The sequence below is a fragment of the Streptomyces sp. V4I2 genome, from assembly GCF_030817655.1.
GTDB lineage: Bacteria > Actinomycetota > Actinomycetes > Streptomycetales > Streptomycetaceae > Streptomyces > Streptomyces plumbiresistens.
Window position 1 is genome coordinate 4,520,623 of record NZ_JAUSZM010000003.1, and the last position, 13,947, is coordinate 4,534,569.

General features: G+C 64.4%; 6 protein-coding genes and 3 rRNA genes. 2 read left to right on the forward strand and 7 right to left on the reverse strand.

The window, feature by feature from the left end; translation table 11 throughout:
- Nucleotides 1–24 precede the first annotated feature (24 nt).
- The 4 genes from rrf to QFZ76_RS21300 form a co-directional block, all read right to left on the reverse strand.
- Nucleotides 25–141, reverse strand: a 5S ribosomal RNA gene (gene rrf / locus QFZ76_RS21285).
- 92 nt (nt 142–233) lie between these two features.
- Nucleotides 234–3,358, reverse strand: a 23S ribosomal RNA gene (locus tag QFZ76_RS21290).
- 318 nt (nt 3,359–3,676) lie between these two features.
- Nucleotides 3,677–5,204, reverse strand: a 16S ribosomal RNA gene (locus QFZ76_RS21295).
- The 16S, 23S and 5S rRNA genes sit together here, the layout of an rRNA operon.
- Nucleotides 5,205–5,764: 560 nt before the next feature.
- Complete coding sequence (locus QFZ76_RS21300) at nt 5,765–6,772, reverse strand: stage II sporulation protein M (RefSeq protein WP_307675232.1); 1,008 nt, start codon at nt 6,770–6,772, stop codon at nt 5,765–5,767.
- A 133-nt stretch (nt 6,773–6,905) separates the two neighbouring features.
- Here QFZ76_RS21300 and QFZ76_RS21305 point away from each other — a divergent pair, with 133 nt between their 5' ends.
- A complete protein-coding gene (locus QFZ76_RS21305) occupies nt 6,906–7,979 on the forward strand; it encodes an RDD family protein (RefSeq protein WP_307675233.1) in 1,074 nt (357 codons plus the stop codon).
- Nucleotides 7,980–8,056: 77 nt separating this feature from the next.
- On the opposite strand, the gene QFZ76_RS21310 is transcribed toward QFZ76_RS21305, so the two are convergent.
- Nucleotides 8,057–8,671 (reverse strand): hypothetical protein, encoded by a 615-nt coding sequence (locus QFZ76_RS21310; RefSeq protein ID WP_307675234.1) that lies wholly within the window; start codon nt 8,669–8,671, stop codon nt 8,057–8,059.
- Nucleotides 8,672–8,827: 156 nt separating this feature from the next.
- A complete protein-coding gene (gene ahcY, locus QFZ76_RS21315; RefSeq protein ID WP_307675235.1) occupies nt 8,828–10,285 on the reverse strand; it encodes an adenosylhomocysteinase in 1,458 nt (485 codons plus the stop codon).
- A 469-nt stretch (nt 10,286–10,754) separates the two neighbouring features.
- Between ahcY and QFZ76_RS21320 the strand changes: the two genes are divergently transcribed.
- Nucleotides 10,755–12,827: a PTS fructose transporter subunit IIABC gene (locus QFZ76_RS21320; protein ID WP_307675236.1), complete on the forward strand. Its 2,073-nt coding sequence runs from the start codon at nt 10,755–10,757 to the stop codon at nt 12,825–12,827.
- Nucleotides 12,828–12,907: 80 nt separating this feature from the next.
- Here the strand turns inward: QFZ76_RS21320 and QFZ76_RS21325 are convergent, their stop codons facing one another.
- On the reverse strand, nt 12,908–13,888 hold the full coding sequence (locus tag QFZ76_RS21325) for a cation diffusion facilitator family transporter (RefSeq protein ID WP_307675237.1): 981 nt from the start codon (nt 13,886–13,888) through the stop codon (nt 12,908–12,910).
- Between the last annotated feature and the right edge of the window lie 59 nt (nt 13,889–13,947).

The window sequence follows — 13,947 nt, forward strand, 5'->3', positions numbered from 1 at the left end:
GGCACGGGGGTTTCCTCAACAATTGTTCGGCGGCGTCCTACTCTCCCACAGGGTCCCCCCTGCAGTACCATCGGCGCTGTAAGGCTTAGCTTCCGGGTTCGGAATGTAACCGGGCGTTTCCCTCACGCTATAACCACCGAAACACTATGAAACTGTTTCAGCCGCACCGTTGTCGTGGCCCGACAACGGGGCTGTTCGTGGTTTCAGAACCAACACAGTGGACGCGAGCAACTGAGGACAAGCCCTCGGCCTATTAGTACCGGTCACCTCCACCCATTACTGGGCTTCCAGATCCGGCCTATCAACCCAGTCGTCTACTGGGAGCCTTAACCCCTCAAAGGGGGTGGGAATACTCATCTCGAAGCAGGCTTCCCGCTTAGATGCTTTCAGCGGTTATCCCTCCCGAACGTAGCCAACCAGCCATGCCCTTGGCAGGACAACTGGCACACCAGAGGTTCGTCCGTCCCGGTCCTCTCGTACTAGGGACAGCCCTTCTCAATATTCCTGCGCGCGCAGCGGATAGGGACCGAACTGTCTCACGACGTTCTAAACCCAGCTCGCGTACCGCTTTAATGGGCGAACAGCCCAACCCTTGGGACCGACTCCAGCCCCAGGATGCGACGAGCCGACATCGAGGTGCCAAACCATCCCGTCGATATGGACTCTTGGGGAAGATCAGCCTGTTATCCCCGGGGTACCTTTTATCCGTTGAGCGACGGCGCTTCCACAAGCCACCGCCGGATCACTAGTCCCGACTTTCGTCCCTGCTCGACCCGTCGGTCTCACAGTCAAGCTCCCTTGTGCACTTACACTCAACACCTGATTGCCAACCAGGCTGAGGGAACCTTTGGGCGCCTCCGTTACTCTTTAGGAGGCAACCGCCCCAGTTAAACTACCCATCAGACACTGTCCCTGATCCGGATCACGGACCCAGGTTAGACATCCAGCACGACCAGACTGGTATTTCAACGACGACTCCACCTGAACTGGCGTCCAAGCTTCACAGTCTCCCAGCTATCCTACACAAGCCGAACCGAACACCAATATCAAACTGTAGTAAAGGTCCCGGGGTCTTTCCGTCCTGCTGCGCGAAACGAGCATCTTTACTCGTAGTGCAATTTCACCGGGCCTATGGTTGAGACAGTCGAGAAGTCGTTACGCCATTCGTGCAGGTCGGAACTTACCCGACAAGGAATTTCGCTACCTTAGGATGGTTATAGTTACCACCGCCGTTTACTGGCGCTTAAGTTCTCAGCTTCGCCACCCCGAAGAGTGACTAACCGGTCCCCTTAACGTTCCAGCACCGGGCAGGCGTCAGTCCGTATACATCGCCTTACGGCTTCGCACGGACCTGTGTTTTTAGTAAACAGTCGCTTCTCGCTGGTCTCTGCGGCCACCCCCAGCTCGAGGAGCAAGTCCTCTCACCAGTGATGGCCCCCCTTCTCCCGAAGTTACGGGGGCATTTTGCCGAGTTCCTTAACCATAGTTCACCCGAACGCCTCGGTATTCTCTACCTGACCACCTGAGTCGGTTTAGGGTACGGGCCGCCATGAAACTCGCTAGAGGCTTTTCTCGACAGCATAGGATCATCCACTTCACCACAATCGGCTCGGCATCAGGTCTCAGCCTTGATGAGCGGCGGATTTACCTACCACTCGGCCTACACCCTTACCCCGGGACAACCACCGCCCGGGCTGGACTACCTTCCTGCGTCACCCCATCACTCACCTACTACAAGTCTGGTCCGTCGGCTCCACCACTCCCCTTTGCCCGAAGGCTCCAGGGCGGCTTCACGGACTTAGCATCGCCTGATTCAATGTTTGACGCTTCACAGCGGGTACCGGAATATCAACCGGTTATCCATCGACTACGCCTGTCGGCCTCGCCTTAGGTCCCGACTTACCCTGGGCAGATCAGCTTGACCCAGGAACCCTTAGTCAATCGGCGCACACGTTTCTCACGTGTGTATCGCTACTCATGCCTGCATTCTCACTCGTGAACCGTCCACAACTCGCTTCCGCGGCTGCTTCACCCGGCACACGACGCTCCCCTACCCATCACAGCACCCGTTGGGGCTATATGCTGCAATGACACGACTTCGGCGGTACGCTTGAGCCCCGCTACATTGTCGGCGCGGAATCACTAGACCAGTGAGCTATTACGCACTCTTTCAAGGGTGGCTGCTTCTAAGCCAACCTCCTGGTTGTCTGTGCGACTCCACATCCTTTCCCACTTAGCGTACGCTTAGGGGCCTTAGTCGATGCTCTGGGCTGTTTCCCTCTCGACCATGGAGCTTATCCCCCACAGTCTCACTGCCGCGCTCTCACTTACCGGCATTCGGAGTTTGGCTAAGGTCAGTAACCCGGTAGGGCCCATCGCCTATCCAGTGCTCTACCTCCGGCAAGAAACACACGACGCTGCACCTAAATGCATTTCGGGGAGAACCAGCTATCACGGAGTTTGATTGGCCTTTCACCCCTAACCACAGGTCATCCCCCAGGTTTTCAACCCTGGTGGGTTCGGTCCTCCACGAAGTCTTACCTCCGCTTCAACCTGCCCATGGCTAGATCACTCCGCTTCGGGTCTTGAGCGTGCTACTGAAACGCCCTATTCGGACTCGCTTTCGCTACGGCTACCCCACCCGGGTTAACCTCGCAACACACCGCAAACTCGCAGGCTCATTCTTCAAAAGGCACGCAGTCACGACTGTATGTGCAAGCACATACAGCGACGCTCCCACGGCTTGTAGGCACACGGTTTCAGGTACTATTTCACTCCGCTCCCGCGGTACTTTTCACCATTCCCTCACGGTACTATCCGCTATCGGTCACCAGGGAATATTTAGGCTTAGCGGGTGGTCCCGCCAGATTCACACGGGATTTCTCGGGCCCCGTGCTACTTGGGTGTCTCTCAAACGAGCCGCTGATGTTTCGACTACGGGGGTCTTACCCTCTACGCCGGACCTTTCGCATGTCCTTCGCCTACATCAACGGTTTCTGACTCGTCTCACGGCCGGCAGACCGTAAAAGAGAGATCCCACAACCCCGCATACGCAACCCCTGCCGGGTCTCACACGTATACGGTTTGGCCTCATCCGGTTTCGCTCGCCACTACTCCCGGAATCACGGTTGTTTTCTCTTCCTGCGGGTACTGAGATGTTTCACTTCCCCGCGTTCCCTCCACATACCCTATGTGTTCAGGTATGGGTGACAGCCCATGACGACTGCCGGGTTTCCCCATTCGGAAACCCCCGGATCAAAGCCTGGTTGACGACTCCCCGGGGACTATCGTGGCCTCCCACGTCCTTCATCGGTTCCTGGTGCCAAGGCATCCACCGTGCGCCCTTAAAAACTTGGCCACAGATGCTCGCGTCCACTGTGCAGTTCTCAAACAACGACCAGCCACCCATCACCCCGAACCAACCGGTTCGAGTTCACTGGGGCCGGCACCGAAGATCCAGACTCGAAAGCCCGTACCCTCAGACACCCAACAGCGTGCCCGACACCCTTCCCGCTCCCCTCAACGGTCCACGCTCTTGCGAGCAGTACTGGAAGGAGAAGACGATCAAGTGTGCCGAGTAGTCAACGTTCCACCCTTGAGCAACCAGCACCGGACGTTCGCCGATGAACTGGCCTCTGACCTCACCCCGAAGGGATCGGTAAGAAGTGCTCCTTAGAAAGGAGGTGATCCAGCCGCACCTTCCGGTACGGCTACCTTGTTACGACTTCGTCCCAATCGCCAGTCCCACCTTCGACAGCTCCCTCCCCACAAGGGGGTTGGGCCACCGGCTTCGGGTGTTACCGACTTTCGTGACGTGACGGGCGGTGTGTACAAGGCCCGGGAACGTATTCACCGCAGCAATGCTGATCTGCGATTACTAGCAACTCCGACTTCATGGGGTCGAGTTGCAGACCCCAATCCGAACTGAGACAGGCTTTTTGAGATTCGCTCCACCTCACGGTATCGCAGCTCATTGTACCTGCCATTGTAGCACGTGTGCAGCCCAAGACATAAGGGGCATGATGACTTGACGTCGTCCCCACCTTCCTCCGAGTTGACCCCGGCGGTCTCCTGTGAGTCCCCATCACCCCGAAGGGCATGCTGGCAACACAGAACAAGGGTTGCGCTCGTTGCGGGACTTAACCCAACATCTCACGACACGAGCTGACGACAGCCATGCACCACCTGTACACCGACCACAAGGGGGGCACCATCTCTGATGCTTTCCGGCGTATGTCAAGCCTTGGTAAGGTTCTTCGCGTTGCGTCGAATTAAGCCACATGCTCCGCTGCTTGTGCGGGCCCCCGTCAATTCCTTTGAGTTTTAGCCTTGCGGCCGTACTCCCCAGGCGGGGAACTTAATGCGTTAGCTGCGGCACCGACGACGTGGAATGTCGCCAACACCTAGTTCCCACCGTTTACGGCGTGGACTACCAGGGTATCTAATCCTGTTCGCTCCCCACGCTTTCGCTCCTCAGCGTCAGTAATGGCCCAGAGATCCGCCTTCGCCACCGGTGTTCCTCCTGATATCTGCGCATTTCACCGCTACACCAGGAATTCCGATCTCCCCTACCACACTCTAGCTAGCCCGTATCGAATGCAGACCCGGGGTTAAGCCCCGGGCTTTCACACCCGACGTGACAAGCCGCCTACGAGCTCTTTACGCCCAATAATTCCGGACAACGCTTGCGCCCTACGTATTACCGCGGCTGCTGGCACGTAGTTAGCCGGCGCTTCTTCTGCAGGTACCGTCACTTTCGCTTCTTCCCTGCTGAAAGAGGTTTACAACCCGAAGGCCGTCATCCCTCACGCGGCGTCGCTGCATCAGGCTTTCGCCCATTGTGCAATATTCCCCACTGCTGCCTCCCGTAGGAGTCTGGGCCGTGTCTCAGTCCCAGTGTGGCCGGTCGCCCTCTCAGGCCGGCTACCCGTCGTCGCCTTGGTGAGCCATTACCTCACCAACAAGCTGATAGGCCGCGGGCTCATCCTTCACCGCCGGAGCTTTCAACCCCCACCCAGGAGGGAGGGAGTGTTATCCGGTATTAGACCCCGTTTCCAGGGCTTGTCCCAGAGTGAAGGGCAGATTGCCCACGTGTTACTCACCCGTTCGCCACTAATCCCCACCGAAGTGGTTCATCGTTCGACTTGCATGTGTTAAGCACGCCGCCAGCGTTCGTCCTGAGCCAGGATCAAACTCTCCGTGAATGTTTACCCGTAATCGGGTCGACACCACGAGAGCGGAACAGCCAGGCGGAATAAGCCCGGCCGTTCACAGCGTCCTCGCTGTGTATTCTTCAAAGGAACCTCGCCACCGGAAGAATCCGATGGACGGGGTATCAACATATCTGGCGTTGACTTTTGGCACGCTGTTGAGTTCTCAAGGAACGGACGCTTCCTTTGTACTCACCCTCTCGGGCTTTCCTCCGGGCGCTTCCCTTCGGTCTTGCGTTCCCGACTCTACCAGATCTTCCCGATCCGATTTCCTCGGTGCTTTCCAGGTTCCCGCTCTCGCGTTTCCCTTTCCGGCGCTCCCAACATTATCAGAAGTTTTCGGCCGGTCTGACCGGCCGTTCGTTTCCGACTTAATGGGAAGGGGGCTTCTTTGAAATCAACATTTCTTGAAGCCAGACAGATTGTCACTGTTGCCGAACCCGATGGATGCCGGGCTCCAGACAACTGTTTGAATCTACCTCCCCGCCGGCTCCGTGTCAACGGCTCCTGTGGGGCGAAGGAGACAGTAGCAGCTCAGCGAGGGCAGACGCACATCAGGCGGCCGTCGGCACCGTGGCGCTGCGCTCGGCTGCCTCGACGTCGCCGGTGTCGCCGGCGCGGGCCGCACGGGCACCCAGAACGTAGACGTACACGAGGAAGGCCGACTCGGCCGCGATGCCGATACCGATGCGAGCCCAGGTGGGCAGGCCGGAGGGGGTGACGAAGCCTTCGATGGCGCCCGAGATGAAGAGGACGAGCGCGAGACCTATCGCCATGCCCACTGCGGCTCGGCCCTCCTCCGCCAGGGCTGAGCGTCGGGAGCGCGGGCCGGGGTCGATCACCGTCCAGCCGAGGCGCAGGCCTGTGCCGGCCGCGACGAAGACGGCGGTGAGTTCGAGGAGGCCGTGCGGGAGGACGAGGCCGAGGAAGGTGTCGAGGCGGCCGGCCGAGGACATCAGGCCGAAGCCGACGCCGAGGTTGAGCATGTTCTGGAAGAGGATCCAGAGGACCGGTAGGCCCAGGAAGACACCCAGGACCAGGCACATCGCTGCGGCCTGGGCGTTGTTCGTCCAGACCTGGGCGGCGAAGGAGGCCGCGGGGTGGGTCGAGTAGTACGACTCGTACTGGCCACCGGGGCGGGTCAGCTCGCGGAGTTCGGTGGGAGCTGCGATGGATGCCTGTACTTCCGGGTGAGTGCCGATCCACCAGCCCAGGAGGGCCGCTACGACCGTGGACAGAATCGCCGTGGGTACCCACCAGTGGCGCGACCTGTAGACCGCGGCGGGGAAGCTGTGCGCCAGGAAGCGGGTGACGTCACGCCAGGAGGCGCGACGCGTGCCTGTCACGGCACTACGCGCGCGTGCCACCAATTGGCTCAGCCTGCCGGTCAGCTGCGGGTCGGGAGCACTGGACTGGATCAGGGAGAGGTGGGTGGCGGTGCGTTGGTAGAGGGCGACGAGTTCGTCGGCCTCGGCGCCCGTGAGACGGCGCTGGCGTCGCAGCAGCGCGTCGAGGCGATCCCACTCGGCCCGGTGGGCGGTGACGAAGACGTCGAGGTCCATCGGTCTGCCTGCTCCTCGGCTGGTCGTCGGCGATTCGTCGTGAGGTCAGCTTGTCGTACTGCGACGCGATGCGCCCTCAGCTTGGCAGACTGGCCATTCTCGGGGCAGGCCAGGGGAAGGACGGCGGACAGACGTGAGTGATCTGGTGACGGGCGAGGCGGTGGCGCTTGAGTTGCGCCCCGCGAAGCTGCCCAGCAGGGCGTTGGCCGTGCTGATCGATCTGGCCGTGGCTGTGACGGCCTACATCGTGGTGACCATCGCTCTGGTGGCTTCCACCGCTTCCCTGGACGAGGCGGCACAGGTCGCTTTGTCGATCGCGGCGTTCCTTCTCGTACTGGTCGGTGCTCCGATCGCGGTCGAGACGCTCAGCCATGGACGTTCGCTCGGGAAGCTGGCGTGCGGGCTGCGGGTGGTGCGGGACGACGGCGGGCCGATCCGGTTCCGGCATGCGCTGGTGCGGGGAGCGATCGGTGCGGTCGAGATTCTGATGACGTTCGGAGCCGTCGCCTGTATCGCGTCGCTCGTCTCGGAGCGCGGGCGCCGGCTCGGTGACGTGTTTGCGGGAACTCTCGTCGTACGGGAACGGGTGCCGGCCACGCGGACAGGCTTCGTGCCGCCGCCTCCGCCCTGGCTGGCCGGGCGTTTCTCGGCGCTTGATCTTTCGGCGGTCCCGGACGGCCTGTGGCTTGCGATCCGCCAGTATCTGACGCGGATGCAGCAGTTGGATCCGCAGGTCGGTTGGGCCATGGCGGAGCGGCTCGCCGCTGATCTCACGGCTCGTACGGGCGCTCCGGCGCCGCCGGACGTGCCGCCGGCCGCGTATCTGGCGGCGGTCGTGCAGGAGCGACAGTCTCGGGAGGCTCGGCGGGCTTTCGGCGGTGGGGCGGCGTTGGGCGGTGCGCCGGTCGGTGACGCGTACGCGGGTGGCTGGCCGGGCAGTGGTGGTGCGCCGCATGGTACTGGTGCGCCGGGTGTGTACGGGCCTCCGGCTGTGCAGCCTTCGGGGGTCTTTGCTCAGCCCGCCGCACAGAGCGCGTGGACCACTTCGGCAGGAGGCGCGGACGCTGTCGTTCCGACGGGCGTTCAGGCGGAGGTCCCGATCGGCGGCGAACCGGAGACTCCGGTGCAGCCGAGTCAGCCTGTGGCGCCGTCGCGCGAGACGACGGCTGCTGATCGTCCCGGCACCGGGTTCGTACCGCCTGCCTGACCCGGTGGGTGGCTGCGGGGAGTGCCGTATTCGCTCGGCGGGCCCCCGGCCTCCGCACGTGCGGCTCGCGTCGCCGCTCAGGCGAACGTCGACGGCGGGGATTCGAGGTCTTCCAGCTCAATTCCGGGTGCCGCGAGCACCACGTCGCCGGCGATGTGAACGGTGTGCTGCTCCCCCGTGTCCAGGGCTGTGACCTGGTATTCGTCCACGGTCAGAGGGCCGTTGTCAGTGGCGTGTGCTTCTCTTTTCAGCAGGGCCCAGGACTGGTCCACGGTGCGCGGTGCGAGGACCGGGTCAGTGAAGGCGACAAGGCGTACGCGGGTTGCTGTGGTGGAGGGGGTGAGGCGGAGGAGACGGGTGGTGGCGACGAGGAACGCGGGGGATGTGCCGGTGAAGGCGTGGGCGGGGACGTTGCCTTCTGTGGCATGGGTTCCGGTCGGGTCCGTGCGGACCCAGGTGACGCCGTCGAGGGCGGCACCGCGGACCTGCCAGCTCGCGGCGTGCAGTTCGAGGCGGATCGGGCGGCCGAGTTCGTCGAGGGTGAGGTCGACGGAGCCGCTGTGATCGCCCGAGGGGGCGGTCAGTTGAGAGACGTAGCGCCAGCCGGAGGGGCCGGGGGCGCAGTGGAAGTGCTCTTCCGCGAGGGGGGTGTGATCGTGCGGATCGTGGAGCGAATAGCGGCCGCGGGGCATGGGGGTCCTGGTCCTGGGGCTTGACGGGCGGGTCCGGCCTCAGTGGCCAAAGGGGCAGGCCCCCGGCACGGGGGTGCGGGGGCCTGCCTCGGAGGACCTGCTGTTGCGGGAGCGCGTCAGTGCACGGACGTGCTCGTCGCGAGCCGGGGTGCCGGCTCAGTAGCGGTAGTGGTCCGACTTGTACGGGCCCTCGACCTCGACGCCGATGTACGCCGCCTGCTCCGGGCGGAGCGTGGTCAGCTTCACGCCGAGCGCGTCCAGGTGGAGGCGGGCGACCCTCTCGTCGAGGTGCTTGGGCAGCACGTAGACGCCGGTCGGGTACTCGTCGGGCTTGGTGAACAGCTCGATCTGGGCCAGGGTCTGGTCCGCGAAGGAGTTGGACATCACGAAGGACGGGTGGCCGGTGGCGTTGCCCAGGTTCAGCAGGCGGCCCTCGGAGAGGACGATCAGCACCTTGCCGTCGGGGAACTTCCAGGTGTGGACCTGCGGCTTGACCTCGTCCTTGACGATGCCGGGGATCTTGGCGAGGCCGGCCATGTCGATCTCGTTGTCGAAGTGGCCGATGTTGCCGATGATCGCCTGGTGCTTCATCTTGGCCATGTCCGAGGCCATGATGATGTCCTTGTTGCCGGTCGTGGTGATGAAGATGTCGGCCTTGTCGACGACCTCGTCGAGGGTCGTGACCTGGTAGCCGTCCATCGCCGCCTGGAGGGCGCAGATCGGGTCGATCTCGGTGATGATGACGCGGGCGCCCTGTCCGCGCAGGGACTCCGCACAGCCCTTGCCCACGTCGCCGTAGCCGAAGACGACCGCGGTCTTGCCGCCGATGAGGACGTCGGTGGCGCGGTTGATGCCGTCGATCAGGGAGTGGCGGCAGCCGTACTTGTTGTCGAACTTCGACTTGGTGACGGCGTCGTTGACGTTGATCGCCGGGAACAGGAGGGTGCCGTCGCGCTGCATCTCGTACAGACGGTGGACACCGGTCGTGGTCTCCTCGGTCACGCCGCGGATCTCGGAGGCGACCTGAGTCCACTTCTGCGGACTCTCAGCCACCGTGCGGGTCAGCAGCTGGAGGAACACACCGTGCTCCTCGGACTCGGCGGTCTCGATGTCCGGGACCTTGCCGTCCTTCTCGTACTCGACGCCCTTGTGGACGAGCATCGTGGCGTCGCCACCGTCGTCCAGGATCATGTTCGGGCCGCCGGTGGGGGTGTTCGGCCAGGTCAGCGCCTGCTCCGTGCACCACCAGTACTCCTCCAGCGTTTCGCCCTTCCAGGCGAAGACCGGGACGCCCTGCGGGTTGCCGGGCGTGCCGTTCGGACCGACGGCGATGGCGGCGGCCGCGTGGTCCTGGGTGGAGAAGATGTTGCAGGAGGCCCAGCGGACCTCGGCGCCCAGGGCGACCAGGGTCTCGATGAGGACCGCGGTCTGGACGGTCATGTGCAGGGAGCCGGTGACACGAGCGCCGGCCAGGGGCTGCGCCTCGGCGTATTCCTTGCGGATCGACATCAGGCCCGGCATCTCATGCTCGGCGAGGGTGATCTCCTTGCGGCCGAACTCGGCCAGGGAGAGGTCGGCGACCTTGAAGTCCTGTCGGTTGTCGACAGTCGTCATACGAGCTGCTCCTGGAGTTTGGGTCGAGGTGGGTACGGCTGGTCTGCGCGGCGGCGGACACAGGGGTGCCCCGAAGGAGGACACAGGCATGCCCGCGTGCGCGCAGCGCAGTCCGTCGGAGGCCCTCTCTCCCTCGGTCGGTCCGCGGAGGGACCGCCCGACCGCCATCAGCAGCGACGTCTGGCTCCCACCCAAGCTACACCGGTGGACCCGGCCGCCCCCAGTCCGCCTCCGAACACATCGCGCCGAACACGAGGTGTCGTCGGGATCGGTGGCGCGCGGCCGTACGGCGATAACAGGACACCTACGAACGGGAGGACATCGTGCAACAGACCTGGAGGACAGGGGACTTTCGGGCCTTTGAGCGTCGGTGCGGGTGTTGGAGGATGCGGGGAGATCTGATCCTCTGATCGATCCTGCGGGGCGTCCGGGACGGCGTTCCGTGTGACAAAGGCGTTAGGAGATCGACGTGACCAGTCCGGCCGGCCCTCCCCCCACGGGCAGCGGCGATGGCGAGCGCAGGCGGTTGAAGCTGCTCGCGGTGACCGCGTGTCCGACCGGCATCGCACACACGTACATGGCGGCGGAGAAACTCGCGCAGGCCGCCGAGAGCCGCGGTATCGACATGAAGGTGGAGACGCAAGGGTCCATCGGGGCCGAAAACGTACTCGACGACAACGATGTCAGCACTGCGGACGGAGTCATCGTCGCCGCGGACAAGGATGTGGATCTGAGCCGTTTCGTGGGCAAGCGGGTCCTCACTGTCGGGGTGGCGGAGGGCATTCACCACCCCGAGCGGCTGATCGAGCGGGTGCGGTCGGCGCCGGTGCACGCCCAGGCCGGCCCGATCAAGCCTGCCTCCGAGAGCGGCGGCAGGGAGCGGAGCGTCGGGTACAAGGCGCTGATGAACGGGGTCAGTTACATGATTCCGTTCGTGGTGGTCGGCGGGTTGCTGATCGCCGTGTCGCTGTCGCTCGGCGGGCACACCGATCCCTCCGGGGGTCTCGTCATCCCGAAGGACTCCTTCTGGATGGACGTGAACAACATCGGCGTCATCGGCTTCACGCTGATGGTGCCGATCCTGTCCGGATACATCGCCTACGCCATCGGGGACCGGCCCGCGCTCGTGCCGGGCATGATCGGTGGCTGGATCGCCAACACCGGATCGCTCTACGACTCGAAGGCGGGCGCCGGCTTCATCGGGGCGATCGTGACCGGGTTCCTCGCCGGGTATCTGGTGCTGTGGATCAAGAAGGTCAGGGTCCCGAAGTTCGTGCAGCCGATCATGCCGATCATCGTGATACCGATCGTGGCGACCACGGCGCTCGGGCTGTTCTTCATCTACGTCATAGGGGAGCCGATCTCCTGGGTCTTCGAGCACCTGACCGACTGGCTCAGCGGGATGACGGGCACGAGCGCGATCCTGCTGGGCGCGATTCTCGGGCTCATGATCGCCTTCGACATGGGCGGGCCGGTCAACAAGACGGCGTTCCTCTTCGGCGCCGGGCTCATCGCGACCGGCAACCAGACGGTCATGGGCATGTGCGCGGCCGCGATCCCGGTGATGCCGCTGGGGCAGGGCCTGGCCACGCTGATACGGAAGCGGCTGTACACCGAGCAGGAGCGGGAGACGGGGCTCGCCTCGCTGTTCATGGGCTGCTTCGGCATCTCCGAGGGCGCGATCCCGTTCGCGGCGGCGCGGCCCGCGCAGGTCATCCCGGCGAACATGCTGGGCGGCGCGGTAGCCGGTGCGATCGCCGGGCAGGCCGGGGTCGAGGACGCGGTGCCGCACGGCGGGCCGATCGTGGCGGTGCTGGGCGCGGTGAGCGGGGTGCCGATGTTCTTCGTGGCCGTGGTGATCGGCACGGTCGTCACCGCGCTGACGACGGTCGCGCTGGTTGACATCAGTGAGCGGAAGCGGCGGGGGGTGTCCGTCGTCGGCGGGGGCCCGGTGGGAGCCGAGCCCGCGTTGGTCGGGGTGGGTGCGGGGGCCGTCGTAGCGCGGCAGGCCCCTGTCGGGGGTGTGGCGGCGGGCGCGAGCGCATCTGCCGCAGAGCCGGCGTCGGCTGAAGCCGACGGCCATGACGCGGTCCTCTCCGGCTACCTCACCGAGCAGACCGTGAAGGTCTCGCTCGACGCGCGTGACAAGGAGGCCGCCATCCGGGAGATGGCGGGGCTGCTCGCGCGCAGCGGCAAGGTGGCGGACGGGGACGAGTTGGTGCGGACGGTGTTGCGGCGCGAGGAGCAGGGCACGACCGGACTCGGGGAGGAGATCGCGATTCCGCATGCCAAGACGGACGCGGTGACCGCGCCCGTGGTCGGGTTCGCGCGGTCCGGCGAGGGGGTCGAGTGGGGCTCGCTGGACGGGACGAAGGCCAAGCTCGTCTTCATGATCGCCGTGCCGGAGGCGGCCGCGGGTGACGAGCATCTGCGGATTCTGGCGCTGCTGTCGCGGAAGTTGACGGACGCCGGGTTCCGGGAGCGGCTGACGACCGCCGCGGACGAGGCCGCGGTGCTCGGCGTGCTCGGCGAGATCCGGTAGGCGCACAACGGGGTCCACCGAGCGACTCGGTGGACCCCGTTGCCGTACGACACAGGCGGACTGGACAGACGTACGAGAAATCAGTGGCCGGCGTCGTGCTGTGTCGGGCCGCCCGGGGAGGCCTCGCGGTCCGCGCCCTTGGCGGCCTCGGTCTCGCTGTAGATGTCCGGTTCGAGGTAGATGACGCGGGCGATCGGGACGGCCGCGCGGATGCGGGACTCGGCGGCGTTGATGGCGGTGGCGACCTCGGTGGCCGTGTCGTCGTGCTGTACGGCGATCTTGGCGGCGACCAGGAGTTCCTCGGGGCCGAGGTGGAGGGTGCGCATGTGGATGATGCGGGTGACGGTGTCGCCGTCGACGATGGCGGCCTCGATCTTCTGGACCTCCTCGACGCCCGCGGCCTCACCGAGCAGCAGGGACTTGGTCTCGGCGGCCAGGACGAGCGCGATGAGGATGAGCAGGATGCCGATGCAGAGGGTGCCGATGCCGTCCCAGACGCCGTCGCCGGTCGCCAGGGCGATGCTGACGCCGGCCAGCGCCAGGATCAGGCCGACCAGGGCGCCGAGGTCCTCCAGGAGCACGACGGGCAGTTCGGGGGCCTTGGCGTGGCGGACGAAGTCCTTCCACGACCGCTGGCCGCGCAGGGGGTTGGACTCCTTGATGGCCGTCCGGAAGGAGAACGTCTCCGCGATGATCGCGAACACCAGGACGCCCACCGGCCAGTACCAGTGGTCGATCTCGTGGGGGTGCTTGATCTTCTCGTAGCCCTCGTAGATCGCAAACATGCCGCCGACCGAGAAGAGCACGATCGAGACGAGGAAGGCGTAGATGTAGCGCTCGCGGCCGTAGCCGAAGGGGTGTTGCGGGGTGGCCTCGCGCTGGGCCTTCTTGCCGCCGACGAGCAGCAGGGCCTGGTTGCCGGAGTCCGCGAGCGAGTGCACGGACTCGGCGAGCATCGATGACGATCCACTGAAGATGAACGCAACGAACTTCGCTACCGCGATCGCGAGGTTGGCGGCGAGTGCCGCCACGATCGCCTTGGTGCCGCCTGACGCGCTCATGTGTTCGCGTTGTCCCTTCGTACGCCGTCCCGGGCTTTGCCCGTCCTTTGCGGTGCGCC